At 68.3% G+C, this 24,554-nt stretch carries 21 protein-coding genes; 7 read left to right on the forward strand and 14 right to left on the reverse strand.

All coding sequences use genetic code 11. From position 1 onward, the window contains the following. Window positions 1-210 precede the first annotated feature (210 nt). The 9 genes from pheT to VG502_RS16650 form a co-directional block, all read right to left on the reverse strand. Entirely contained in the window at window positions 211-2,739 is a 2,529-nt protein-coding gene (gene pheT, locus VG502_RS16610; protein WP_325551195.1) for a phenylalanine--tRNA ligase subunit beta, read from the reverse strand. After that, the gene (pheS, locus tag VG502_RS16615) at window positions 2,739-3,833 is read right to left on the reverse strand and encodes a phenylalanine--tRNA ligase subunit alpha (protein WP_325551196.1); all 1,095 of its coding nucleotides are present in this window, start codon (window positions 3,831-3,833) and stop codon (window positions 2,739-2,741) included. The genes pheT and pheS overlap by 1 nt, the downstream gene beginning before the upstream one ends. A gap of 11 nt (window positions 3,834-3,844) precedes the next feature. Continuing rightward, window positions 3,845-4,768 carry an aldo/keto reductase gene (locus tag VG502_RS16620; protein WP_325551197.1) on the reverse strand — a complete coding sequence of 308 codons (924 nt, stop codon included), beginning with the start codon at window positions 4,766-4,768 and terminating at the stop codon, window positions 3,845-3,847. Window positions 4,769-4,847: 79 nt separating this feature from the next. Then, a complete protein-coding gene (locus VG502_RS16625) occupies window positions 4,848-5,939 on the reverse strand; it encodes a sensor histidine kinase (RefSeq protein ID WP_325551198.1) in 1,092 nt (363 codons plus the stop codon). A gap of 9 nt (window positions 5,940-5,948) precedes the next feature. Then, window positions 5,949-6,791: a TrmH family RNA methyltransferase gene (locus VG502_RS16630; protein ID WP_325551199.1), complete on the reverse strand. Its 843-nt coding sequence runs from the start codon at window positions 6,789-6,791 to the stop codon at window positions 5,949-5,951. Window positions 6,792-6,796: 5 nt separating this feature from the next. Beyond that, the gene (rplT, locus tag VG502_RS16635) at window positions 6,797-7,186 is read right to left on the reverse strand and encodes a 50S ribosomal protein L20 (protein WP_325551200.1); all 390 of its coding nucleotides are present in this window, start codon (window positions 7,184-7,186) and stop codon (window positions 6,797-6,799) included. 82 nt (window positions 7,187-7,268) lie between these two features. Further along, window positions 7,269-7,463, reverse strand: a complete 195-nt coding sequence (rpmI, locus tag VG502_RS16640) for a 50S ribosomal protein L35 (protein WP_325551201.1) — start codon at window positions 7,461-7,463, stop codon at window positions 7,269-7,271. Between the two features lie 87 nt (window positions 7,464-7,550). Further along, a complete protein-coding gene (gene infC, locus VG502_RS16645) occupies window positions 7,551-8,204 on the reverse strand; it encodes a translation initiation factor IF-3 (protein WP_325551202.1) in 654 nt (217 codons plus the stop codon). A gap of 327 nt (window positions 8,205-8,531) precedes the next feature. Next, complete coding sequence (locus tag VG502_RS16650) at window positions 8,532-9,935, reverse strand: cation:dicarboxylate symporter family transporter (RefSeq protein WP_325551203.1); 1,404 nt, start codon at window positions 9,933-9,935, stop codon at window positions 8,532-8,534. Between the two features lie 118 nt (window positions 9,936-10,053). Between VG502_RS16650 and VG502_RS16655 the strand changes: the two genes are divergently transcribed. Both VG502_RS16655 and VG502_RS16660 read left to right on the forward strand, forming a co-directional pair. After that, a complete protein-coding gene (locus VG502_RS16655) occupies window positions 10,054-11,667 on the forward strand; it encodes a sensor histidine kinase (RefSeq protein WP_325551204.1) in 1,614 nt (537 codons plus the stop codon). Continuing rightward, window positions 11,660-12,337, forward strand: coding sequence for a response regulator (locus VG502_RS16660; protein ID WP_325551205.1), 678 nt, complete (start codon window positions 11,660-11,662; stop codon window positions 12,335-12,337). Before VG502_RS16655 ends, VG502_RS16660 begins: the two co-directional genes overlap by 8 nt. An 8-nt stretch (window positions 12,338-12,345) precedes the next feature. Here the strand turns inward: VG502_RS16660 and VG502_RS16665 are convergent, their stop codons facing one another. Beyond that, window positions 12,346-13,581 (reverse strand): winged helix-turn-helix domain-containing protein, encoded by a 1,236-nt coding sequence (locus VG502_RS16665; RefSeq protein WP_325551206.1) that lies wholly within the window; start codon window positions 13,579-13,581, stop codon window positions 12,346-12,348. A gap of 136 nt (window positions 13,582-13,717) precedes the next feature. Here VG502_RS16665 and VG502_RS16670 point away from each other — a divergent pair, with 136 nt between their 5' ends. Further along, a complete protein-coding gene (locus tag VG502_RS16670) occupies window positions 13,718-16,240 on the forward strand; it encodes a GH32 C-terminal domain-containing protein (RefSeq protein ID WP_325551207.1) in 2,523 nt (840 codons plus the stop codon). A 16-nt stretch (window positions 16,241-16,256) separates the two neighbouring features. Here the strand turns inward: VG502_RS16670 and VG502_RS16675 are convergent, their stop codons facing one another. Then, window positions 16,257-17,306, reverse strand: coding sequence for a LacI family DNA-binding transcriptional regulator (locus tag VG502_RS16675; RefSeq protein WP_325551208.1), 1,050 nt, complete (start codon window positions 17,304-17,306; stop codon window positions 16,257-16,259). Between the two features lie 134 nt (window positions 17,307-17,440). Between VG502_RS16675 and VG502_RS16680 the strand changes: the two genes are divergently transcribed. From VG502_RS16680 to VG502_RS16690, 3 genes are read left to right on the forward strand one after another with little or no spacing between them, the layout of a single operon-like run. Next, complete coding sequence (locus VG502_RS16680; RefSeq protein ID WP_325551209.1) at window positions 17,441-18,475, forward strand: substrate-binding domain-containing protein; 1,035 nt, start codon at window positions 17,441-17,443, stop codon at window positions 18,473-18,475. 1 nt (window position 18,476) lies between these two features. Continuing rightward, the gene (locus tag VG502_RS16685) at window positions 18,477-19,481 is read left to right on the forward strand and encodes an ABC transporter permease (RefSeq protein ID WP_325551210.1); all 1,005 of its coding nucleotides are present in this window, start codon (window positions 18,477-18,479) and stop codon (window positions 19,479-19,481) included. Then, window positions 19,478-20,347 carry an ATP-binding cassette domain-containing protein gene (locus VG502_RS16690; RefSeq protein WP_414655753.1) on the forward strand — a complete coding sequence of 290 codons (870 nt, stop codon included), beginning with the start codon at window positions 19,478-19,480 and terminating at the stop codon, window positions 20,345-20,347. Before VG502_RS16685 ends, VG502_RS16690 begins: the two co-directional genes overlap by 4 nt. A gap of 8 nt (window positions 20,348-20,355) precedes the next feature. Here VG502_RS16690 and VG502_RS16695 read toward each other — a convergent pair whose 3' ends face one another. Further along, window positions 20,356-21,336: an asparaginase gene (locus VG502_RS16695; RefSeq protein ID WP_325551211.1), complete on the reverse strand. Its 981-nt coding sequence runs from the start codon at window positions 21,334-21,336 to the stop codon at window positions 20,356-20,358. Window positions 21,337-21,364: 28 nt separating this feature from the next. After that, window positions 21,365-22,558: an MFS transporter gene (locus VG502_RS16700; protein WP_325551212.1), complete on the reverse strand. Its 1,194-nt coding sequence runs from the start codon at window positions 22,556-22,558 to the stop codon at window positions 21,365-21,367. 267 nt (window positions 22,559-22,825) lie between these two features. Between VG502_RS16700 and VG502_RS16705 the strand changes: the two genes are divergently transcribed. After that, the gene (locus tag VG502_RS16705) at window positions 22,826-22,990 is read left to right on the forward strand and encodes a hypothetical protein (RefSeq protein ID WP_325551213.1); all 165 of its coding nucleotides are present in this window, start codon (window positions 22,826-22,828) and stop codon (window positions 22,988-22,990) included. Window positions 22,991-23,082: 92 nt separating this feature from the next. On the opposite strand, the gene VG502_RS16710 is transcribed toward VG502_RS16705, so the two are convergent. Beyond that, entirely contained in the window at window positions 23,083-24,495 is a 1,413-nt protein-coding gene (locus tag VG502_RS16710) for a xylulokinase (protein WP_325551214.1), read from the reverse strand. Window positions 24,496-24,554: the final 59 nt, after the last annotated feature.

Genomic DNA, 24,554 nt, shown 5'->3' on the forward strand with positions numbered 1-24,554 from the left:
CCCGCACATCACGTTCGTCGGTAACGGCAGACCCCGCGGCTTCCTCGCCAACCAGCAGACCCCCGTCACCGATGTCCTGAGACATCAACTGTCACCGATGTCCTGAGGTAGAAACGTCACCGATGTCCTGAGACATCACAGCCCCGCAGGAGCCGGATTCGGGTGTCCTCTCGGTGAAGGGGTGTCCTGTCGGCAGAAGTGCCGCCGTCGTCAGGTGCGTTGCGTGGCTCCCGTCGCCTTGCTCGCTGCTGCAACCGCCGCATCCCGCGCCGCGTTGACCTCTTCGGTCTTCAGCGTGCGGTCCGCCGCCCGGAAACCCATCCGGTAGGCGAGCGACTTCTTCCCCTCGCCCGCCTGATCGCCCTGGTAGGCGTCGAACAACTGGATCGTCTCGAGCAGGGGCCCGGCGCCCTCCCGCAGTGCGGTCTCCACCGCCGCGGCGGTCACACCACGGTCGACGACGAGCGCCACATCACTGCTCGCGTGCGGCATCGTGCTGATCGGTGCCGAAGCGACCGGCTCGTCGCTCGCCCCGATCAGCACATCCAGATCGATCTCGGCACCGACCGTGCGGTCCGGCAGGCCGAGGCGCTGCACGACCTTGGGGTGCAACTCGCCGGCGTGCCCCACGAGGGTGCCGTCGGACAGCGTGAACTTCGCACAGCGACCCGGGTGGTATGGCGCAACGTCATCCGCTGCCACCAGGACCGGCACCGCGAGCGCTTCGGCGACGCCCCGGACAGCGGCGATCGCGTCGCTCCAGTCGGCCTGTCGGCCATTGCCCCACCATCCGCTGCGGGCGACCTCACCGGTCATCAGCACACCGAGATGACGCGGCTGCGGCGGCACCGCCGCGCGGATCCGGTCGAGCAACTCCGGGGCAGGCAGGACGCCCACCGGGGACGACGGCGCAGGTTGCTGCGGCTCGTCGAGCGCAATGACGAGACCCTGCTCGAAGAGCGCGACGTCCTTACTCCCCCGGGCGACGTTGCGTTTCAGCGCGTCCACCATGGTCGACAGGACGGAGATCCGCATCAGCGGCTGCTCCTCGGACAACGGATTCGCGATCCGCACCGTCCGCGCGCGGGCCGCATCCGCGGGATAACCCAGCGCTTCATGACGCTCGTCGCTGGCGAAGGGCGCCGACCAGATCTCGCAGAACCCTTGCGCCGCAAGCACATTCGTGACCATCCGCCGTGCCTGCTGCCCGTGGGTCAGGCCACGGCCACCGGGTGGCGTGGGCAGGATGGACGGGATCTGGTCGTAGCCGACGACTCGCGCCACTTCTTCCACCAGGTCCGGCCCGGTGTGCAGGTCCGGTCGCCAGGTCGGCGGCGTCACCGACCACGGTGTCGTGCCGGTGTCGACCGTGCACCCGACGTCCTGCAGCACACGAGCGACCTGCTCGTCGTCATACGTCATGCCGACCAGCCGGGAGGCCAGGGCCGGATCGAAGCTGATCACCGGCATCGCGGGTGAGTTCTTCACGTCGGTGACCCCGGCATCGGCCGTGCCGCCACCGAACTTCACGAGCAACTGCACGACGAGCTCGACAGCAGCCGGCGCCAGTGCCGGGTCGACGCCGCGCTCGAAGCGCTTGGACGCCTCGGAGGGCAGCTTGTGCCGCCGCGCCGAGCGCGCAACGGTGATCGGGTCGAAATGCGCGCCCTCGATGAGCACGTCCGTCGTGGTGTCGCTCACCTCGGAGTCGAAACCGCCCATGACGCCGGCGATGCCGAGCCCCCGCTCACCGCCGTCGGTGATCAGCAGGTCCTCGGGGAAGAGCGAGCGCTCAGACCCATCAAGGGTTTTCAGCTTCTCGCCGGATCGAGCACGGCGTACGACGATCGGTCCCTCGATCGTGGCCAGGTCGTATGCGTGCAGTGGCTGCCCGAGTCCGAGCATGACGTAGTTGGTGACGTCGACCGGCAGCGAGATCGGTCGCATACCGGCCTCGGTGAGCCTCGTCGCCATCCAGCCGGGAGTCGGCGCCGAGACGTCGACGCCACGCACGACCCGCGCGACGAATCGGTCGCAACCCACGACGTCCCGCAGCGGTGCGTCGTCCTCGACCCGCACCTCGTGGCCGTCGCCGTTGGCCTCGGGTGCCGCGGCAAGGAGATCCGCGGCCGGGTCGGTGAAGGCGATTCCCTCCGACAGCGCGAACTCCCGCGCCACACCTCGTATGGCGAAGCAGTAGCCGCGATCCGGCGTGACGTTGATCTCGATGGTCTCGCGATCCAGACCCAGCAGCGGTATGGCGTCCTGCCCCGGCTCCAGCTGCGCACCGGGCAGCCGGTCCGCGAGCCGGATGATCCCGCCCGAGCCGTCATCCGGAAGACCGAGTTCGTCGGCGGCACAGATCATCCCGGCGGACACGTGCCCGTAGGTCTTGCGTGCCGAAATCGCAAAGCCACCAGGCAATTCCGCGCCGGGCAGCACAACGACGACGAGGTCGCCGACCTCGAAGTTGTGCGCGCCGCAGACGATGCCCTGCGGCTCGCCGGTGCCGTTGGCGGCGGCGACGTCGACGGAGCACCAGTTGATGGTCTTGCCGTTCTTCTGCTCCTCGGGCTCCTTGCTGAGCACGCGGCCGACGACCAGCGGGCCGGTGACCTCGCCGCCGTGCAGGCCCTCCTCCTCCAGCCCGACCCGCACCAGGGCAGCAGCGACCTCCGCACCGCCGGTGCCGGAAGGCAACTGGACATACTCCCCCAGCCAATCCAACGGAATCCGCATCAGATCTCCATCCCGAACTGCGTGTCGAAACGCACGTCGCCCTCGATCAGCTCCCGCATGTCCGACTGTCCGGTGCGGAACTGCAATGCCCTGTCGATGCCCATGCCGAAGGCGAACCCGGAGTAGACGTCGGGGTCGATCCCGCACGCCAGCAACACATTCCGGTTGACCATCCCGCAGCCGCCCCACTCGATCCAGCCGGTGCCGCTGCATGACCGGCAGTCGGGGTCCTCGCCGCGGCATACGAAGCAGCGCAGGTCCATCTCCGCGGACGGCTCGGTGAAGGGGAAGAACGACGGCCGCAAGCGGGTGGTGATGCCCTCGCCGAAGAGCTCGCTCGCCATCCGATCGAGCGTGCCCTTCAGGTGCGCCATCGTGATGCCCTTGTCGACGGCGATGCCCTCGATCTGATGGAAGGCCGGCATGTGGGTGGCGTCCAGGTCGTCGGTGCGGTAGACGCGGCCGATGCAGCCGACATACAGCGGGACTCCGCGCTCGAGCAGCGATCGGGCCTGCACCGGGGAGGTGTGCGTGCGCAGCACGAGGCCACTGTCCTCGGGTGCGATGTAGAAGGTGTCCTGCATCTGCCGTGCAGGGTGATCGACGTCGAAATTCAGCGCGTCGAAGTTGAACCACTCGGCCTCGACCTCGGGACCTTCGGCGATCTCCCAGCCCATGCCGACCAGGATGTCGGCAATCCGCTCGCCCATCAGGTCTACCGGGTGACGCCGTCCCAGCGGACGCCGGCCCGGCACCATCGTGACGTCGACGGCCTCCTCGACCAGGATCCGCTCGTCACGCTCGGCCTCCAGCTCGGCCTGTCGCTGCTTCAGCGCCGCACCGACCCGACCGCGCGCCTGCCCGACCCGCTTGCCGGCCTCGGCCTTCGCGGACGGAGGCAGCGCGCCGATCTCCCGATTGGCCAGCGCCAGTGGGCTCTTGTCGCCCTGATGCGCCGTGCGGGCCGCTTTCAAGTCGTCCAGGCTCGCGGCAGCGGCAAAGGCGCTCAACGCGTCCTGAACGGCTTGCTCGATGACTGCGGGGTCGAGGGCGGCCACCTCGACGGGATCGTATGACGTGTTGGGACCAGACACAGTGCACGATTCTAGGTGGTGGCCAGGCTCCCGGTTCCGCCGAGTGCGTCGAGCGCCGCCGTGTGCTCGGCGGCCAGTTCCAGCGAACCGGCCGCGACGTTCTCCGCGAGGTGCTCACGGCTGGTCGTGCCGGGTATGACGAGGACGTTCGGCGAGCGTCCGAGCAGCCAGGCCAGGCCGACCTGGGCCGGTGTGACGCCGAGCTCGACAGCAACGCGGCGCACGGTCGCATCGTTCTGGACCGTCGGCAGGGAGGTGATGGCGTTGCCGACACCGGGTGGCAACGCACCTCCCAACGGCCAGAACGGCACCCAGGCGACACCCGCCTCGCGGCATACCGCGAACACGTCCTCGAAGTCGCGGGACAGCAGCGAGTAGGCGTTCTGGACACACGCGATCCCGGCCGGCAGCGCGTGCCGCGTCGTCGATGCGCTGACCCCGCTGAGCCCGATGGCGCCGATCAGCCCCTCGTCGCGCAGGTTGCTCAGCACGGCGAGCTGGTCCTCGATGGCGACGACCTGGTCGCCGTCCGCACGCAAGCCGGGCCCGACATCCAGCCGCCGAAGGTTGACCACGTCGATCCGGTCACGTCCGAGCGAACGCAGGTTGTCCTCGACCTGCTCGCGCAACTGGTCGGGTCGCTGCGCCGGGGCGATCGGGACCGGTGCATCGACGCGCTCGGCTCCGATCTTGGTGACGATCGTGACGTCGTCGGACGCGCCGAACGCTCTGCGAATGATGTCGTTCGCGTTGCCGTAGAACTGCGCCGTGTCCAGGTGGTCGACGCCCAGGTCCCTCGCCGCGTGCAGCAACGCAACACCTGCATCGGGGTCGTGGTCGAAGGCTGTCAGCTTCCCTGCGCCATACCCGACGCGGGCGACCTGTCGCCCGGCCAGATCGAAGACGCCGCCGGGTGGTGTCGTGGTGTGCTGCATGTGTGGCTCCGGTGCTCCTGGACGAAGCGGAATGCCCTCCGCTCCATCGACCGTAGCACTAATCGGAGGTCTCCTCCGGTTATGAGGCGGCCTCCTCCGGTTCCGGCGTATGGCGGGGCAGCGTCATCCGGAAGGTCGCGCCGCCCGGCAGGTCGAGGACCTCCACCCGGCCGCCGTGTGCGGCCACGAGTCCGTGCACGACATACAGGCCGAGGCCGTTGCCGCCCCGGCCACGCGCCTGCCAGAACCGCGTGAAGACCAGCGAGCGATGCTCGGGGGCGATCCCCGGCCCTTCGTCCGACACGTCGAGTTGCACCTCACGGCGGCTCAGCTGCACCGTGACGGTGACCGTCCCGCGACCGTGGCGGACGGCGTTCTCCAGCAGGTTCGAGAGCACCTGGGTCAGCCGGTCGGCGTCGGCGGTCAGCCGTACCTCGTCGAATTGGCTGACGACCCGGAACCGATCGGCGTCGACACCGGTGGACACGACCCGTTCGATCCCCGTGCGCACCAGCGACAGCAGATCGACCTCACGAGACCGCAGCATCAGCCGGCCGGTGTCGAGACGGGAGATGTCCAGCAGTTCGCCGACCTGCCGCTGCAGTCGCGCGGCGTCGGTGTCGATGGCGTCCAGCATCCACAGCTTCTGGTCGTCGCGCAGCTGGTCCCACCGGTTGCGCAGCGTCCGGGAGAAGCCGCGGACGGCACCCAGCGGCGCCCGCAGCTCGTGGGCGATCGTCGTCACCAGCGCCGACGTCTCGGATTCGATCCGGTCGCGCACCGTCGTGCTGCGCATCGTCATCACCAGCCACTGCAAGGTGCGGTCGGAGCCGGCGCGGATGTGCCTGGTCGCGGCCAGCACGCTGCGGCCGTCGGCGAGCACCAACCGTTGTTCCGGTGAGCCGCTGCGTGTCCGCAGGCCTCCCCACGGGTTGTCGGTCTCCCAGTAGGAGCGCCCGTCGGCGTTCAGCAGCGGCAGTGCCTCGCAGATGTCCTGACCGACCCGGTCGGTGAGGTGTATGCCGGTGAGGCGTTCCGCCCGATGATTGGCCAGCACCAGCCGGCGCCCTGCGTCGACCACCACGACGCCCTCGGGCAACTGCTCCAACAGAGCCGCATAGACGCCCGGAGCCAGGGGAGGCTCGACGGGCTGACGGCTCTGGTCGGACATCCGAAAAGACTACGAGGTGGGATGCACCGCACTACGGTCCGCACTGGCATACATGCAGACAGTGGCTGCGAGCGCGAGGTTGAGGGATTCGGCGTGACCGTGGATGGGCACCCGGACGACGTCATCGGCCAGGTCGCGCGTTGCCTCGTCCAGTCCCCATGCCTCGTTGCCCATGAGCCAGGCGTGTGGACCGCTCAGATCGGCCTCCGGCAGCAGGGTGGCGCCGGCCCCGTCGGCGGCGAGCACCCGACGCCCGTGCTCCCGGCAGGCGGCGATCAGCCCGGCGACCTCCCCGCCGAGTGCGATCGGCAGGTGCCAGAGCGAGCCGGCCGTGGAGCGGACGACCTTGGGGTTGTAGAGATCGACGCTCGCATCGGACAGGAGCACGGCCCGCGCGCCGGCGGCGTCGGCCGAGCGGATCACCGTGCCGGCGTTGCCCGGGTCACGGACGTGCGCCAGGATCACGACGAACCCGGAATCGTCGGCCAGCGCGTCCGCGACCGGGACGTCGACCGGCCGGCACACGGCGACGATGCCCTGCGGGTGTTGCGTGTCCACCAGCGCGGCCATCACCGCCGAAGAACATTGGTGCACAGGCAGATTCGCGTCTCGCGCCACGTCGACCAGATCCCGGTGCCGTTGCAGCGCGGCGTCGTCGACATACAGGTCGGTGACGGATCCGGGCGCGAAGCGCAACACCTCGCGGACACCCTGCGGGCCGTCCACGACGAAGCGTTCGGCCCGTTGACGCGCCGAACGCCGGCCCAGCGCCCGGACCGCCTTCACCCGCTCCGCGCGCGGATTGGTGAGGACGGACAAGCGTGGACCGGCGTTCGAGACTGTGCGGGTCAACCGCGTCAGGCCACGGACTCGGCCTTGGCGTCGGTCGTCGCCGGCACGTTGGCCTTGGCGATCTCGACCAGCGCGGTGAAGGCTGCGGCGTCGTTGACGGCCAGCTCGGCGAGCATGCGACGGTCGACCTCGATCTCAGCGGCCTTCAGGCCCTGGATGAAGCGGTTGTAGGTCATGCCGTTGGCGCGGGCGCCGGCGTTGATGCGCTGGATCCAGAGGCGACGGAAGTCACCCTTCCGGGCGCGACGGTCCCGGTAGCTGTAACCCATGCTGTGGGTGACCTGCTCCTTGGCCTTGCGGTAGAGCCGCGAACGCTGTCCGCGGTAGCCGCTGGCCTGCTCCAGAACGGTCCGACGCTTCTTCTGGGCGTTGACCGCCCGCTTCACGCGTGCCACGTGAATCTCCTTCTAATTGCTAGTGGTTCGTCGGTGCGGACACGAAACAGCCCGTGCCACCGACGAGTTCGGTGAAGTGGGTTTACTTACCCAGCAGCTTCTTGATCTTCTTGCTGTCCGCGGCCGACGCCTCGACGTCGGGCACCAGGCGACGCGCCTGGCTGCTGGTGCGCTCCTGGAACTTGTGCACGTGACGTGCACGCTGCCGGATGACCTTGCCGGACCCGCTGATCTTGAAGCGCTTCTTCGCGCCACTGTGGGTCTTCATCTTCGGCATAGCCGATCTCCTTCGTTACATGGTTTGCCAGCCACCAGGGCATGGCTCGTTGCGGACTCGCGCGCGGCGGTTCTTCGCGCGAGGGGCTCAGCTGTCGGCGTTGGCAGTCTCTGCTGCCTGCGCCTGCTCGCGGCGGCGTCGGCCCTCGGCCCGCGCCTCCGCCTTCTTCTTGGTCGGTCCCAGCACCATCACCATGTTGCGGCCGTCCTGCTTGGGCGCGCTCTCCACGAAGCCGAGCTCCGCGATGTCCTCCGCGAGCCGCTGCAGCAGCCGGAAGCCGAGCTCCGGCCGGGACTGCTCGCGTCCGCGGAACATGATCGTCACCTTGACCTTGTCGCCCGCCGACAGGAATCGCTCGACGTGGCCCTTCTTGGTGCCGTAGTCGTGCGGGTCGATCTTCGGGCGGAGCTTGATCTCCTTGATGACGGTGTTGACCTGGTTCTTGCGCGACTCGCGGGCCTTCATGGCGGCTTCGTACTTGAACTTGCCGTAATCCATGAGCTTTGCCACGGGCGGCTTGGCCATGGGTGCAACCTCGACCAGGTCGAGGTCTGCTTCGGCGGCCAGGCGCAGCGCGTCTTCAACGCGCACGATGCCGACCTGCTCTCCGTTCGGCCCAACCAACCGCACTTCCGGAACCCGGATGCGGTCGTTGATACGGGTCTCAGCGCTGATGTGATGCTCCTTCGTCGTTGTTCGTACTGCCCGGGCAACGAAAAGAGGCTTCTCGTCACCCATCATGGTGCGCGAGAAGCCTCTGGCAGCACAGTCAACGTGTCGGGTGCATCGACAGATCCTGGATGGGATCTGCGACGAACCAACTCGTCACTGGACCGAACCTGGCGACTTGTCTGCCGCACGAGGTGGAAGCTTCAGCTTCTCTTGCACACTGACCCGGCTCACGTCGGACCAGTCGGTAGGACAAGCGTAGCAGCGCCACCGGTCTCGACCGAAATCGAGCGACTCCTCCACCGCGAGTGACGGCTTCTTCGCCGAGTGACGGCGAGATTGAACCGTCACTCGGCGAGGAAGCCGTCATTCGGCGAAGGGACCGTAGGGCGGCATCGGTCAGCCAGCCGGACTCATCGCCTCGGCCCGTTCCCGCTCACCGGGTGGCTCGGGTATGGCGCCCTCCCCGGCCGAGGGATCGCCTTCGAGCATGCTTTCATCGAACGGCGCCGCACCACTGAGCACCGCCTCCATCTGCACGCGGTCCAGCCCACCGGTCCAGTGACCGACCAGCACGGTGGCGATCGAGTTGCCGGCGAAGTTGGTCAGCGCACGCGCTTCGCTCATCATCCGGTCGATGCCGACGATGAGGCCGACACCGTCCACCAGGTCCGGGCGGTGCGACTGCAGTCCGCCGGCCAGGGTCGCTAGTCCGGCGCCCGTGACGCCGGCGGCGCCCTTGGACGCGATGACCATGAAGACCAGCAGTGAGATCTGCTGCCCGAGGCTGAACGGCTTGTCCAATGCGTCGGCGATGAACAGCGAGCCCATGGTCAGGTAGATCGCGGTGCCGTCCAGATTGAACGAGTAACCCGTCGGGACGGTGATGCCGACGACCGGGCGTGCAACACCGAGATGCTCCATCTTCGCGATCAGGCGGGGCAGGGCCGACTCCGAGGACGAGGTCGACAGGATCAGCAGGAACTCCCGGCCCAGGTAGCGCAACAGCGAGAACACGTTGACCCGGGCAACGACCCACAGGATGGCGCCGAGCACACCGAAGACGAAGATGAAACAGGTGATGTAGAAGGCGATCATCACCACGGCCAGGCCCTGCAGCGCCTTCCACCCGGTCGCACCGACGACGGCGGCCATCGCGCCGAACGCGCCGACCGGCGCGGCATACATGATCATCTGCATCAGCCGGAAGACCAGCCGCTCGCAGTGCTTGATGCCGGCCAGGATCGGCTCCCCGGCCGGACCCAGCTTCTGCAGCGCGAAGCCGACCAGCAGCGCCACGAGCAGCGCTTGCAGCACCGACCCTGCGGTCAGTGCCGAGACCAGCGTGTCCGGCACCAGCCCGAGGATGAAGTCGACCGTCCCACCCGCTTCGGCGTTCACCTGGCTGTGCCCGGTCGCCGCCAAGTCCTTCGTCAGGTGCAGGCCCGAGCCGGGGTGGATGAGGTTGCCGACCAGCAGGCCGATCGCGAGCGCCACCGTCGACATGGTCAGGAAATAGCCGAGCGCGAGCCCACCGATCCGCCCGACGGCTGTGGCCTTACGGACCGAGCCGATGCCGAGAACGATCGTGCAGAAGATGATCGGTGAGATCATCATCTTGATGAGGTTCACGAATCCGGTGCCGAGCCACTTCAGCTGGACACCGAAGTCCGGCCAGATGATGCCCACGGCGACGCCGGCAACCATGGCGATCACGACGGCGGCATACAGATAATGCGTTCGGTCCTTCTTGCGGGTCGGCGCGGGCGACCCGCCCGGCCCGGCATCTTTCACAATGGTCATCACGTCTCCAACGGTTCGTTCGTCCCCGCGCTGGTCCCGGGGAGCATGTCCGACAATGTCGGCATGAGTGATCCCCGTCACGCTTGTGTTCATTGAGTTCACGGGCCCGATGAGTGACATGACGACCGAGACCCGCGCTCACCTGCGGCTGCGGTCCCCGCGCCGATGGAGTGTGGCAGCGCAGACGTTCACCCTCGAGGTCGTCGTCGCACTCTTCGTGGTCGTCGCCGGAGTTGCCGGCGCCTACGTGCAGGCACGTCACTACAGCACCAGTCGCGCGACGGACCAGGTCCTGGCGGTCGCCGAGTCCGTCGCCGCCCAGCCGCAGGTCATCGACGGCCTGCACGCCATACATCCGTCCGCGACCCTGCAACCACTCGCCGAGGGCGTCCGCAAGCGGACCCACACCGACTTCGTGGTGATCATGAGCCCGCGCGGAACGCGCTACAGCCACCCGAATCCCACTCTCATCGGGCACACCTTCGTGGGCCACATCCGTGCCGCGGCCGAGGGCCACCGGGTCGTGGAGGACTACACCGGCACGCTCGGACCGTCCCGGCGTTGTGTGGTGCCGGTGACCGAGCACGGCCGGGTCATCGGGCTCGTCTCGGTCGGTATCCGCAAGACCGAGGTGCGGCACCAGGTCAGCGAACAACTGCCGACGGTGCTCGGTGCCGGCCTGCTCGCGGCACTGCTCGTGGGTCTCGGCACGGCGTTGGTCTCCCGGCGGGTGCGACGACAGACACACGGCCTCGGTGCCCAGCAACTGCAGGAGATGTACGACTACTACGACGCGGTGGTGCATGCGGTGACCGACGGTCTGCTGCTCATCGACCTGACCGGCCGGGTCCGCATCGCGAATGACGAAGCCATCCGCCTGCTGGACCTGCCACCGGACTTCACCGAGCGTGCGGCGGTCGACCTCGGACTGCCCGCGCCGATGGTCACCACCCTGACCGACGACAGGGCACGGCACGACGAGTTGCAGATCGCCAGCGGGCGCACGCTTGTGGTCAGCAAGGCGCTGGTCGCCCCTCGCGGCAAGGCCGTCGGGTATGTCGTCACGATGCGCGACCGCACCGAGCTCGTCGCACTGACCGGTGAGCTGGACTCCGCGCGCAGCCTCGCCGAAGCGCTGCGCTCGCAGACCCACGAAGCATCCAACCGGCTGCACACGATCGTCTCGCTGATCGAACTCGGCCACACCGACCGGGCACTGAACTTCGCGACCGAGGAGCTGGACCAGGCGCAGGGTCTCACCGACCGGGTGGTCGGGGCCGTCGACGGCGAGCCGGCGCTCACCGCACTCCTGCTCGGCAAGGCGGCCCAGGCCCGCGAGCGTGGCATCTCGCTGCTGATCGAGGACTCGACGGTGCCGGAGAACGCCGCACCCACCGCCGATCTGGTCACCATCGTGGGAAACCTCGTCGACAATGCTTTCGACGCCGTGACCGATCTCGACTCGGATCGGATCGTGCGGTTCCACGCGGATGTCAAGGACGGATGGGCGACGATGCGGGTCACGGACAACGGGCCGGGGCTCAGCGGCGATGTCGAGCAGGCGTTCCGGCGCGGCTACTCGACGAAGGAGACGGGCCAGGCGGGCCGGCGCGGCGTCGGCCTGGCACTGGTCGCACAGTCGGTTGCGCGCCTGCACGGCACAGTTGAAGTGCTGGGCCCGCCAACGCAATTCGTCGTGCGGCTCCCCCTTCGGAAGGACAGCGATGACTGACCTGCGCGTGCTCGTGGTCGAGGACGAACCGGTGGCCGCGGAGGCGCACACGGCGTATGTCGATCGGGTTGACGGCTTCACCGTCGTCGGCACCGTCGGCACCTGCCAGGACGCGATCCAGGCATTGCAGGACCACCCGGTCGATGTCGTGCTGCTGGACATGCACCTGCCCGACCGGCACGGCCTGGAGATCCTGCGCGCACTGCGGTCCGCCCGCCACCGGGCGGACGTCATCGCGGTGACGTCCGCACGTGAGCTGGACGTCGTGCGGTCGGCGGTGTCGCTGGGTGTCGTGCAGTACGTCCTCAAGCCGTTCACCTTCGCGACGCTGCGGGAGCGGCTCGAGGCCTACCGGGCGTATGCCGAGCGGGCCGACCGCGGCGCGGCCCTCGCGAGCCAGTCGGAGGTCGATGAGATGCTCGGCTCGTTGCGCCCCAGCGGCCGGACCCAGCTGCCGAAGGGGCTGTCGGAGGACATGCTGACGCAGGTCAGTGCCATCTTGCGCGAGGCGGATGCGGCGCTGTCCGCGCGCGACCTGGCGGAGCGGTTGCCGGTCAGCCGGGTGACGGTGCGCCGCTACGCGGAATACCTCTGCGACTCCGGTCTGGCCGTGCGCCGCTCGCGGTATGCCGGCGCCGGACGACCCGAGGTGGAATACCGCTGGGTGTGAAGCACCGGTCAGGATGCCTGCTGCACCTCGACGGCGAGCGCCGGCGCGAGGTCACCGCGGCCGGCGACGTCCATGTCGGTCAGGTCCAGCCAGTCCGCCAGCTCGCGCAACGACTGCACGAGTGCGGGCGCCGTGTGTGCCGGAGCGCCGGGCTCGGCATACGCCCCGAGGATGTGCAGTGCACTCCCCCGCCGGTCGGCCTTGAGGTCGACGCGGGCGACGATGCGGTCGCCGAGCAGGAACGGTAGTACGTAATAACCGTGCACCCGCTTGGCCTCGGGCACGTAGATCTCGATGCGGTAGAAGAAGTCGAACAGCGCCTCGGTTCGCTCGCGCTGCCAGACCAGCGGATCGAACGGGCTGAGCAGGGCACGGGCCTCGACCTTGCGCGGCACCGTCACGTCGCGGTGCAGGTATGCCGGCCGGCGCCAGCCCTCGACGGTGACCGGCAGCAGCTCGCCGTCCGCCACCAGTGACTGCAACGCCGGCCCGATCTGCGGCGCGTGGACGCTCCCGGGCGTCTGCAACCGGAAGTAGTCGCGGAGGTCGAATTCGGTTGCCACGCCATACGATCGGGCGGCTCGGTGCAGCAACTCGCGGGTCGCGTCGAACAAGGACGGCACGGGCTCGGCCAGCACGCGCGCGGGGATCACTCGCTCCGGCAGGTCGTAGACCCGCTCGAACGCGGAGTTGCGCCGCGCGACGCTGAGCTCGCCGGCGAAGAAGAGGAATTCAAGTGCCTTCTTCGTGCTGGACCAGTTCCAGCCCCAGTTGTCCCGCGTCCGCGGCAGGCCGTCGTCCAGGTCCCGGGCGGTCGCCGGGCCGCCCGTTTCGATCTCGCGCAGTAGTGCTTTCGGGAGTGTCGGGTCGTCCGGCAGGCCGAACCATTCATGGCCACGGTCGGCGTAGCTGCGCATCCGATGGGTCATCACCGGCCACAGCTCCACCGGCATGTATGCCGCGCAGTGCGCCCAGTATTCGACCAGCCGCCGCGGCGCCCCCCCGGACGCACGGTCCAGCAGGCCGACGTCATACGCGCCCATCCGGGAGAACAGCGGCATGAAGTGCGCGCGCTGCAGCACATTGACCGAGTCGATCTGCAGCACCCCGGTGCGCTCGATCGTGCGGGTCAGGGTGCGCATCGTCGGCGGTTGATGGCGCGGATCACGAAACCCCTGCGCCACCAGCGCGATCCGGCGTGCCTGCGCTGCTGACAGCGACTCGATGCGTGGTGCGACACTCACCTACGCGACCCTAGACGGCAGCACCGACAACCCTCGGAACAACCTGTTGCGCAACCCGTTTCGCGCCGACCCGCCCGCTCCTACGGTGAGGTCCAGCGCTTCGACCGGCGCGCCCGCGACCGAGGACGGTAGAACGATGCGACGTGTACGACGACTGTTGGCCCTGCTGGGGATCGCTGCACTGACGATCGGCTTCTGCCCGACCGGTGCCGCGCCGACGGCGAACGCCTCGACGGCGCCACCGGCGCCATACACCGAGACCTACCGGCCGCAGTTCCACTTCTCGCCGGCGAAGAACTGGATGAACGATCCGAACGGCCTGGTCTACTACCGCGGCGAATACCACCTGTTCTTCCAGTACAACCCGTCCGGTGACACCTGGGGCAACATGTCGTGGGGACATGCGGTGAGCCGCGACCTGGTGCACTGGAAACAGCTTCCCGTCGCCATCCCGCAGGACGCGAAGGAGATGGCATTCTCGGGCAGCGTCATCGTCGACAAGGCCAACACGAGCGGCTTCGGCGCGCCGGGCAAACCAGCACTCGTGGCGATCTACACCAGTGCTGACAAGGAGACCGGCAGGCAGGCTCAGTCGCTCGCCTACAGCACGGACGACGGACGCACCTTCACCAAGTATTCGGGGAACCCGGTGCTCGACATCGGCTCGACGAACTTCCGCGATCCCAAGGTGTTCTGGTACGCGCCCGGGCACGAATGGCTCATGACGGCGGCGTTGTCGGACCAGCACAAGGTCACCTTCTACAGCTCACCCGACCTCAAGCACTGGAAGCACCTGAGCGACTTCGGGCCGGCGGGCGCGACGGGCGGCGTCTGGGAATGCCCTGACCTGTTCCCGATGCCGGTCGCCGGGCATCCCGGCCAGACCAAGTGGGTCCTGGTCGTCAACCTGAACCCGGGCGGCATCGCAGGCGGCTCGGGTGCGCAGTACTTCACCGGAAGCTTCGACGGCAAGCGGTTCGTCTCCGACGACAAGCCGTATGTCGCACCCACCGGCCGGGCGCTCGGCGCCTTCGACGACGGTGGCTACGACGGTTGGACCCACACAGGCACCGCGTTCGGGACGTCGCCGACGACCGGCAGCCTTCCGGGGCAGCAGCCGGTGAACGGATGGACCGGTGCGGGCTACGTGAACAGCTTCCACGGCGGCGATGCCGGGACCGGCACACTCACGTCACCGTCCTTCACCCTCGATCAGCGGTATCTGAACTTCCAGATCGGCGGGGGCAACCATCCGAATGTGCCCGGCGGATCGACGGCTCCCCCGCCTGGGACGACATACGCCGATTTCGAAGGAGCCACCTACGGTGACGGCTGGACCGAGACCGGGGACTTCGTCGGTACCGGCCCGACTCGGGAGAGCCTTCCCGGCCAGATCGGCGCCGGCGTCCTCGACACCTGCGTCAAGACCTGTGACGCGGCGGAGGGCACCATCACCTCGCCGTCGTTCACGATCGATCACGACTACATTGACCTCCTGGTGGCCGGCGGAAAGCATCCGCTGAGCGGGACCGACCCGACCGCGGTGAACCTGCTCGTGGACGGGAAGGTCGTCGCCACCGCCACCGGCGACAACTCGGGCAACCTGAATTGGCGGGCGTGGGACGTCCGCCAGTGGAAGGGGAAGCGGGCGACGATCCAGGTGGTCGACCACCGCGCAGCTGACTGGGGGCATCTGATGGTCGACAACATCGTGTTCTCCGACCGGGCCGCCGCGCCGTGGGACGACGGCACCTCCGTCAATCTGCTCGTCGACGGCAAGGTCGTGCGAACCGCGACCGGCGCGGACGCGGAGTCGCTCGACTGGACGTCCTGGGACCTGCAGGACCTGCAGGGCAAAACCGCCCAGGTGCAGGTGGTCGACCACAACACCGGCGGCTGGGGCCACGTCCTCGCCGACCAGTTCACGCTCGCCGACCAGCCGGCCACCTCGGCGACCCAACGGGCGCACTGGATCGACTATGGCAAGGACGACTACGCCGCCGTCACGTACAACAACGCACCGGGCGGCCGGCGCATCATGATCGGCTGGATGAACAACTGGAACTACGGTGGATCGATCCCGACCTCGCCGTGGCGCAGCGCCATGACGGTGCCGCGGGAGCTGTCGTTGCAGTCGGTCGACGGTCACGCCCGCCTCGTGCAGGAACCGGTGACGGAACTGAACTCGCTGGCCGGGGACCCCGCGACGAGCCTGCCACTGCTGTCGGTGCCTTCCGGGACGCATCGGTTGTCAGCGTCCGCGAAGGCCGCCCGCATCGACTTCGAACTCGCACCGGGCACGGCCACGACCTCGGGCATCGAGATCCGGCGGGGCGACGGTCAGGCGACCTCGATCGGGTATGACGCCAGGACCGGCGGGGTCTACGTAGACCGCTCGCTGTCCGGCGATGTCGGCTTCAGCACGGACTTCCCCGGGGTGCAGCGTGCGCCGGTGGCACTGCACGGTGGCCGGGTGCGCCTGCACGTCCTGGTGGACTGGTCGTCCGTCGAGGTCTTCGCCGATGACGGACGAACCCTGATCACCGATCAGATCTTCCCGAATCCGTCGAGCACCGGCCTGGCGACGTTCGCAACCGGGGGTACGGCGACGGTGCACGGGCTGACGGTGACCCCGTTGCGCTCCGCCTGGACCCGCTGAGGAAACGACTGGTCCATCACTTCGCCGGGGCCGGCGCGGCAGGACCGCGCCGTATGCCACAGCCACAGCTGTGGCGGTGCGCGATCTCGGCCGGCAGCCGGACGACCCGCCGGGGAGCGAGCGGGTCCGCGAGGCGACGCAGCAACAGCTGCACGGCCTGCGCCCCCATTGCATGGAAGGGCTGAGCGATGGCGGTGAGGGCGGGGGTCACGGTCTCCGCCCACTCGAAGTCGTCGAACGCAATGAGCGCCACGTCGTGCGGGATCGCGCAGTGCGCCTCCCGCAGCGCCCGCAGTGCACCGATGGTCATCGCGTTGTTGCCACTGAAGATGGCCGTGGGGCGGGGCCGCATGGCCATCAGCCGCAGGGTTGCGCTGCGGCCGCCGGCCACCGTCGACAGTCCCGGCACGATGAGGTCGGCATCGGCTTCGATGCCGCTCTCCTGCAACGCGCGCTGGTAACCGCGGACCCGCTCGATCGAGGTCGAGAGCCCGTCGAGCCCTGCCACCATGCCGATCCGGCGGTGGCCGATCTCGATCAGGTGCTCGACGAGCGTCGCGGACACCGACTCGTTCTCGAGCCCGACCTGGTCACACCGGGCACTGCTCAGCCGGTCGACCAGGACGAACGGCCGTCCGTGTTTGCGCAACAGGGGCAGGGTCTTGTCCTCCCACGACGGTGTCGGCGCTATGACGATCGCTTCCACGTTGTGGCTGATCAGGGTCTGGACAGCGGACAGTTCCTGCTTCGGGTCGTCGTGCGAGTCGCACAGGAGCAACGCATACCCCGCCCTGGTCGCTTCCTGCTCGACACCGGCAACCAGCTCACCGAAGTACGGATTCGATGCACCGGTGATGACCAGGCCGATGGCGCGACTCGAATTACGAGTATTCGTAACATCTTTCATACCCTGATAGCCCAGCTCATCGACAGCCGACAGCACGGCGTCCCGCGTCGACGACGCAACGAATCGGGTGCCGTTGAGCACGTGCGAGACGGTGCTGATCGAGACACCGGCCCGGCGTGCGACATCGGCCATCACGGGGTTCCGGCGGGATGGTGGCATGGCCTCAATCTGGACCCTGCGCAATGTTCGGCGCAACGTTTGCGCAAATCATTCCGACCGGCTCGTACGCCGCCCTACGGTGTGGCACACGCAACACGACGTTGTGTCCCTCGCACAGTCCCTGGAGGACCTTCATGAACCGCAAGCGCCTCAATCTGACGTCGCTCGTCGCTGCGTCCGCACTCATCGTGGCCGTCAGTGGTTGCACCAGCACACCGGCTGGATCCGGCTCCTCGGGTGGGTCCGGCGGATCAGCCGGATCAGGCGGGCCGATCAAGATCGGCCTGGTGACCAAGACCGATTCGAACCCCTACTTCGTCAAGCTGCGTGACTCGGCGAAGGCGCAGGCGAGCAAGAAGGGCGCCAAGGTGATCGCCCTGGCCGGCAAGTTCGACGGGGACAACGACGGTCAGGTCGCGGCGGTGGAGAACCTGATCCAGCAAGGTGTCAAGGGCATCCTGATCACGCCGAGCAACGCCACGGCGATCCTGAATGTCATCAAGAAGGCGCAGAACGCCGGCATCGTGGTCATCGCGCTGGACACCGAGACGACACCCAAGGACGCGGTCGCGGCGACATACGCCACTGACAACACCCAGGCGGGCAAGATGCTCGGAGGCTATGTCAAGGCGAAGATGGGCTCCACCAAACCACAGCTGGTCACCATGGATCTCGACCCGAGCGCCAGCGTCGGCCAGCAGCGGCACAACGGTTTCCTGGAAGGCATGGGCCTGGCCAAGAACTCACCCGCCATCATCGGATCAGCACTGACCCAGGGTGACCAGACGAAGTCGCAGTCCGCGATGGAGAACCTCCTGCAACGCGTCTCCGGCAAGGTGAACGTCGTCTACAACATCAACGAGCCCGCCGCGCGTGGTTCATACCAGGCGCTGAAGGACAAGGGACTGGCGGGCAAGGTGCTCGTCGGTGCGATCGACGGCTCGTGCAGTGGTGTCGCCGACGTCAAGAACGGCCACTTCGTGGCCACGGTGATGCAGTTCCCGAAGAAGATGGCCGAGATGGGCGTCGATGCGGTCGTCAAGTTCGCCAAGACCGGCACGAAGCCGTCCGGCTTCATCAACACCGGCGCAACGCTCATCACGGACAAGCCGATCAAGGGCGTCCCGTCCAAGGACACCGCGTGGGGCGCCGCCCACTGCTGGGGCTGACATGGGAATCGCAACCACCGACCTCGCAGTCCGGGAGAGCCCCTGGGCGAAGGCGCGCCAGTTGTTCGCGCGGCAGCCGATCCTCGGCCCCTTCGGAGCGCTCGTCGTGCTGTGCGTGTTCTTCTCGCTCGCGTCCAGCACCTTCTTGAGCATCGACAACTTCTCCACGATCCTGCAGCAGATCGTCGTGGTCGCGACGCTCGCGCTCGGGCAGACGCTCATCATCCTCACGGCGGGCATCGATCTGGCGAACGGCGCCATCCTGGTGCTGGGCACGCTGGTCATGGCCAAGGTCGCCACCGCCGGCTCCGGATCACCGATCCTCGGCCTGCTGCTCGGGCTAATCGTGTGCGTGGTCGTGGCGACCGTCTCCGGCCTGCTGGTCACCTCGGTCAAGCTGCCGCCCTTCATCGTCACGCTGGGCATGCTGGCCGTGGTCGTCGCGATCGCCAACCTCTACAGCGGCGGCACGACGACACAAGCGGACAGCGGGCTGTTGACCTGGCTCGGCACGACGAAATACCTGTTCGGCCGCGCGCCGTTCACCTATGGCATCTTTCTGGCAGCCGGGCTCTACCTCATCGTCGGCCTGATGCTGGCCAAGACCGCCTGGGGCAAGCACGTGTATGCCGTGGGCGGTGACATCGATGCCGCCCGGCTGACCGGCATCCGGATCAACCGCACCACCGCCAGCGTCTACGCCTTGGCCGGCCTGGTCTATGGCTTCGGCGCCTGGCTCGCCCTGGGCCGTGCTCCGACCGCTGACCCGAACGCGTATCAGACCGGCAACCTCGACAGCATCACCGCCGTGGTCATCGGTGGCACCAGCCTGTTCGGCGGACGCGGCGGGGTCGTCGGGACGGTCATCGGTGCGCTGATCGTCGCGGTGCTGCGCAGCGGGCTCACCCAGATGGGCATCGACTCCAACTATCAGAACCTGGCGACGGGTGCGCTGGTCATCCTGGCCGTCGCGTTCGACCAGGCGACGCGGAGGGTGAAGGCATGAGCGACAACAGCACGAGTGACATCAAGCTGACCAAGGGCGCCCCCGGGGCGACGACGGTCCGGGACGTCACGCCGATCTTCCGTGCGGAGCGACTGGTGAAGCGCTACGGGCGGGTGACCGCGATGAACGGCGCGAACTTCGAACTGCTGCCGGGCGAGGTGCTCGCGGTCGTCGGGGACAACGGCGCCGGCAAGACGACCCTGATCAAAGCGCTCACCGGAGCGGTCCACCCGGACAGCGGCACCATCTGGCTCGACGGTGAGCCGGTGTCCTTCCACTCACCGCAGGATGCCCGCCGGAGAGGGATCGAGACGGTGTATCAGCAACTGGCGGTCGCGCCGGCAATGGACATCGCCAGCAACCTGTTCCTCGGCCGCGAGATGCGCCGCAGCGGGGTCCTCGGCGCGATGCGTTTCCTGGACAGGAAAGCGATGCGTACCGAGGCACGCAATCAGCTCGACGCCCTGGGCATCGGGACCGTGCAGGACATCACCCTGCCCGTGGAGTCCCTCTCCGGCGGACAGCGGCAGGCGGTGGCGGTAGCGCGCGCGGCGATGTTCGGCAGCAAGGTCGTGGTGATGGACGAGCCCACCGCTGCGCTCGGTGTACGCGAGACCGGCCACGTCCTGGATCTCATCAAACGCATTGCCAACAGAGGACTTCCGGTCGTCCTCATCAGTCACGACATGCCCGCGGTCTTCGAGGTTGCCGACCGGATCCACGTCCACCGTCTCGGCAGGCGGGCCGGCGTGATCGCACCCAAGGACGTCACCATGAGCGACGTGGTGTCGTTCATCACCGGCGCCGAGGAGATCCCGAAGGAGAGCCGCGACCCCGACTTCGTCGATCCGCCGCTGAGGGCCTGACGGTCGGGTCAGGCACCGGAACCGACATACGCGGTGAAGGCGGTGGCGGCCGCGATGGTGTCCAGCCCGGAGGCGAGCAGCGCCAGGAGCAGCAGGCGCGCCTTGTATGCGTCGAGCGTCCCGGCCGGCAGCAGTCCCCGGCCGACCAGGTCGCTCTCGCTGCCCGGACCTCCGTAGGTCTGCACATGGACCGTGCCAGCTCCGGTGCGGGACGCCAGCACGACCGGCCGGGTCGCTGCGAGAGCGGCCGCTCGGTCGGCGATCTCGGGTCGCAGGTGTCCGACCCCGAATGCCGCGACGACCAGTCCGTCGCAGTCGGTGACCGCATCGAAAAGACCGCCGTCGTCGTCGAGCACGCTGACGATCAGCGGCACGCGCACTGCCCGGATCGGTGTCCCCACCGGTGTATGACGCGGCGCGCTCGCCAGAAAACGCACCCTGCCCTCTTCGACCCGTGCCAGCGGTCCGGCGTTGGGCGACACGAACGCACCGACGCTGCTGGTGTGCCGCTTGGCGACGAACCGCGCAGCATGGACCTCGTCGTTCAGCACGACGAGCGCGCCGAGGCCTCGCGAGTCCGGACAGGCCGAAACACGCAGTGCCGCAACCAGATTCGCCGGACCGTCCGGCCCCGGCAGGCCCGGATTGCGCATCGCCCCGGTGACCACGACCGGGGCATCGCGCCGCCACCACAGGTCGAGCAGGAACGACGTCTCCTCCAGGGTGTCGGTGCCCTGCACGATGACGACGGCATCGGCACCGGCGGTGACGGCGCGGTCGGCGGCGTCGAGCAGTTCGGCCAGATCGGCGACCGAGATCCGGGAACTGCCGACCGCTCGGAAGTCGACGACCTCGGCGTCGATACCGAGCGCTTCCACCTCGGGCGACCGCAGCAGGTCCGCGCCGGTCAGCCGCACCACCGCCCCGGTCCCGTCCGTGCCCGTCATGCTGATCGTGCCGCCGAGGAAGAACACCGCTACCCGAGTCACGAGGTCACCCTAGTGAAGGAGTTCTCTCCTACGCTGCGAGCGCGTGCATGGTCACGCGACGACGGTGCACGTGCAGGGCGCCATACCCACCGAGCGCCACGACGACACCGATCGCCGAAACCAGCAGGAAGCCTCCGCCGAAGCCCCAGGTGTCGATCGCGGCGCCACCGAGCGGTGCACCGAGCGCACCGCCAGCGGTCATGAACGAGCCGTGCCAGCCCATTGCCTCGCCTCGCGCGGCCGACGGCACGACGCGACTGACGGCGTCGACCGTGGCCGTGATGGTCGGCGCGCAGAACAGCCCGGAGATCAGCGAGATCGTCGCGAGGGACCAGGTGCCGCCGGCCAGTGCCATCGGCGCAGTTGCAGCGGCCAGGCCGAGCAGCAGGATGAACGGCTGGATCGACCGGGAGATAGCGCCGTAGATGAGACCGCCGAAGAGCGACCCGGCGGCCCAGGGCACCAGCACGATGCCCATCTGGTCGACGGCGCCGAAGTGGCGCATCGCCGCGACGATCGCGACGTCGCTGCCGCCGAGGACGATCGTCGCTGCCGCTGCGGCGCCACAGATCCCCAGGAAGCCGGCACGGAACCATGCCTTGCGCGGCACGACCTGGCCCGCGACGTCGGTGTCGGGCTCGACCGGCCGCAGCGTCGGGTTGATGACGAACAGGGCGATGCCGACCAGCACCCCGACCATCTGCAGGCCGAAGAGCACGAAGCGCGTGTCGAAGGCTGTCGCCAACCAGACCGCGATGACCGGACCGACCATGAAGGCCATCTCGACGCTCATGCTGTCCAGCGAGAGAGCGGTACGGCGGTCGTCGTCCGGGACGACCGCGATGACGCCCTGACGGATGATGGAGAAGGTCGGAACGACGAAAAGCCCTGCGGTTGTTGCGAGGACGAGCAAGACCCAGTAGCCGGCGAACGGTGCGATCGCCCAGCAGACGGCGTTGACGATCAGCGATGGCAGCACGACACGACGCAGGCCCATCCGGTCCAGCAGCTTGCCGCGCCAGGGGCCGGACACCGCGATCGCAAGGGTCGCCCCGGCTGCCACCAATCCGGCCTCCGAGTAGGACCGGCCGAGTGACTGCACCACGTGCAGGGTCAGGACGATGGCCGCGGACGCGATCGGGATGCGCAGCAACAGGCCGAGGAGCAGAACTCGCCGAACGTCGGCACTGCGCAACACACGCTGGTAGGGGCTGAACGACATCGGGGAGTCACTCCTTCGAAGGTCTGGACGTCAGGGATCCGGCTCGGAAGCGAACCGGATCCAATAGTTCCATATCGAAATGTTCGACGCGACAGGTTTATTGCCGATGAGAGCAAAATCTCACCGCCGCGCCGCAGCCGCCGTTCGTTGCAGATGGAGTCGCACATGGAGTCGATCCGGAAACACTCGTCCGGCCGGGAATTAATCGGAGGGGTCCTCCGTTACACCTTCTGTCCGAGTGAGCCAGCGACCGAAAGGGACTCAGGGATGCCACACACTTCGACCGTCGTGCGCAGCACCACGTCGAGACTGCTCGACCAGTTGCACCGCGACAAAGTCACCCGTACGCACCACGACAAGGCGGACGGACCTATCGTCCACCGCATGCGTCCGTATGCCGAACAGCTCGCCTTCGAGCGCGGCGAGATCTGACGGCTTCGCGCAGTTTCTCCTCGACAGGCCGACCGGCTCGAGTCCTGCACAGCAGGACCAGGAGCGGTCGGCTTCGTCATACCCGGCGCGGGTCAGCGGGCGACGGCTCCCGGGTGCGTCGCATCGACGAGGTCCCGGTATCGCCCGGCCGCCACTGCACCGGCGTCCGGATCGGACGGCTCGACCGTCGCCGCAACGGGAACCTCCCACTCCGGCGGGGTGGCATCGCCGGACAGCGCCCAGGCAGCCTGCCGCGCGGCACCGAGCGCGACATACTCCCCCGGCTGCGGCACGAGGATCGGCACGCCGAAGATGTCCGCGGCCGCCGAGCGCACCGTGCCCGCCGCTGCGGCACCGCCGATGAGAAGTACGCGCCGCGCGTGGATGTCGTTGCGGGCGAGCGCATCGATGCAGCCCTTGAGGTTGCACAGCATCCCCTCGACATACGCGCGGGCAAGGTGAGCGGGGGTCGAATTGGCCCGCGTGATGCCGGCCAGCGTGCCCCGTGCGGTGGGTAGGTTCGGCGTCCGCTCCCCGTCGAAGTAGGGCAGGAGGGTCAGGCCGCCGGCGCCGGTCGGCGCTTGACCGGCGAGCGCGTCGAGACCGGCCAGGTCGACGTCCAGCGTGCCGGCCGCGGCGACGAGGATCCGGGCCGCGTTGAGCGTGGCCAGCAGCGGCAGGTGCCGTCCGGTCGCGTCGGCGAATCCGGCGACGGCTCCGGTCACGTCGCCGACCGGCCGGTCGTGCACGGTGAAGACCGCGCCGCTGGTGCCGAGCGAGACCACGACATCACCGGGTTCGATCGCCAGGCCGAGTGCGGCCGCGGCGTTGTCGCCGGTGCCGGCCGCGACGAGCATGCCGTCCGCCGTGTGACCGGCAGCCTCCGACGGGCCGACGACGCGCGGCACCTGCACCTCACGCCCGAACGCGCGCTTGAGCAGATCGCCGCGGTATTCACCAGTGACCGGTGACCAGTACGCCGTCCCGGAGGCGTCGCCACGGTCCGTGGTCCAGCCGTCGAAACCGTTGCCATCCTTCAGGATTCGGCCCGTGAGCCAATCGTGCGGGAGCACCACGGTCCTGGTGCGTGCGGCGTTGTCCGGCTCCTGGTCGGCCAGCCAGCGCAGCTTGGTCCCGGTGAAGCTCGCGACGGGCACCAGGTCGACCGCGTCCACCCAGGCCGGCGCGCCGCCGAGCTCCTGGACCAGTTGCGCCGCCTGCGGCGCCGAACTGGTGTCGTTCCACAGCATCGCGTCCCGGACGAGCTCATCCGCCTCGTCGAGCGTGACCATGCCGTGCTGCTGGCCACCGACGGCGATCGCCTTGACGTCGTCCAACAGCCCTCCGGCGCGTGCTTCCTGGAAGGCCGCCCACCAGGAGTCGGCACTCACCTGGGTGCCGTCCGGGTGGCTCGCTCTCGCCTCGCGGACGATGCGACCCGTCGCGGCATCGCAGACCACGATCTTGCATGACTGTGTCGAACTGTCGACTCCGGCAACCAGCATGCCGAGAGGCTATCGGGTACGCCTATCCCCCACGAAGCTCTCCACCGCTCCGGTACCCC

This window comes from Flexivirga sp., assembly GCF_035551235.1.
Classification (GTDB): Bacteria; Actinomycetota; Actinomycetes; order Actinomycetales; family Dermatophilaceae; genus Flexivirga.

What these genes read in the sequence shown, in the direction of transcription:
- pheT (WP_325551195.1), bottom strand. Translation starts at nt 2,739, where the DNA reads ATGCGGATTCCGTTGGATTGGCTGGGGGAGTATGTCCAGTTGCCTTCC.
- VG502_RS16620 (WP_325551197.1), bottom strand. Translation starts at nt 4,768, where the DNA reads ATGCAGCACACCACGACACCACCCGGCGGCGTCTTCGATCTGGCCGGG.
- VG502_RS16625 (WP_325551198.1), bottom strand. Translation starts at nt 5,939, where the DNA reads ATGTCCGACCAGAGCCGTCAGCCCGTCGAGCCTCCCCTGGCTCCGGGC.
- rpmI (WP_325551201.1), bottom strand. Translation starts at nt 7,463, where the DNA reads ATGCCGAAGATGAAGACCCACAGTGGCGCGAAGAAGCGCTTCAAGATC.
- infC (WP_325551202.1), bottom strand. Translation starts at nt 8,204, where the DNA reads ATGATGGGTGACGAGAAGCCTCTTTTCGTTGCCCGGGCAGTACGAACA.
- VG502_RS16650 (WP_325551203.1), bottom strand. Translation starts at nt 9,935, where the DNA reads ATGACCATTGTGAAAGATGCCGGGCCGGGCGGGTCGCCCGCGCCGACC.
- VG502_RS16655 (WP_325551204.1), top strand. Translation starts at nt 10,054, where the DNA reads ATGACGACCGAGACCCGCGCTCACCTGCGGCTGCGGTCCCCGCGCCGA.
- VG502_RS16660 (WP_325551205.1), top strand. Translation starts at nt 11,660, where the DNA reads ATGACTGACCTGCGCGTGCTCGTGGTCGAGGACGAACCGGTGGCCGCG.
- VG502_RS16670 (WP_325551207.1), top strand. Translation starts at nt 13,718, where the DNA reads ATGCGACGTGTACGACGACTGTTGGCCCTGCTGGGGATCGCTGCACTG.
- VG502_RS16675 (WP_325551208.1), bottom strand. Translation starts at nt 17,306, where the DNA reads ATGCCACCATCCCGCCGGAACCCCGTGATGGCCGATGTCGCACGCCGG.
- VG502_RS16680 (WP_325551209.1), top strand. Translation starts at nt 17,441, where the DNA reads ATGAACCGCAAGCGCCTCAATCTGACGTCGCTCGTCGCTGCGTCCGCA.
- VG502_RS16685 (WP_325551210.1), top strand. Translation starts at nt 18,477, where the DNA reads ATGGGAATCGCAACCACCGACCTCGCAGTCCGGGAGAGCCCCTGGGCG.
- VG502_RS16690 (WP_414655753.1), top strand. Translation starts at nt 19,478, where the DNA reads ATGAGCGACAACAGCACGAGTGACATCAAGCTGACCAAGGGCGCCCCC.
- VG502_RS16700 (WP_325551212.1), bottom strand. Translation starts at nt 22,558, where the DNA reads ATGTCGTTCAGCCCCTACCAGCGTGTGTTGCGCAGTGCCGACGTTCGG.
- VG502_RS16705 (WP_325551213.1), top strand. Translation starts at nt 22,826, where the DNA reads ATGCCACACACTTCGACCGTCGTGCGCAGCACCACGTCGAGACTGCTC.
- VG502_RS16710 (WP_325551214.1), bottom strand. Translation starts at nt 24,495, where the DNA reads ATGCTGGTTGCCGGAGTCGACAGTTCGACACAGTCATGCAAGATCGTG.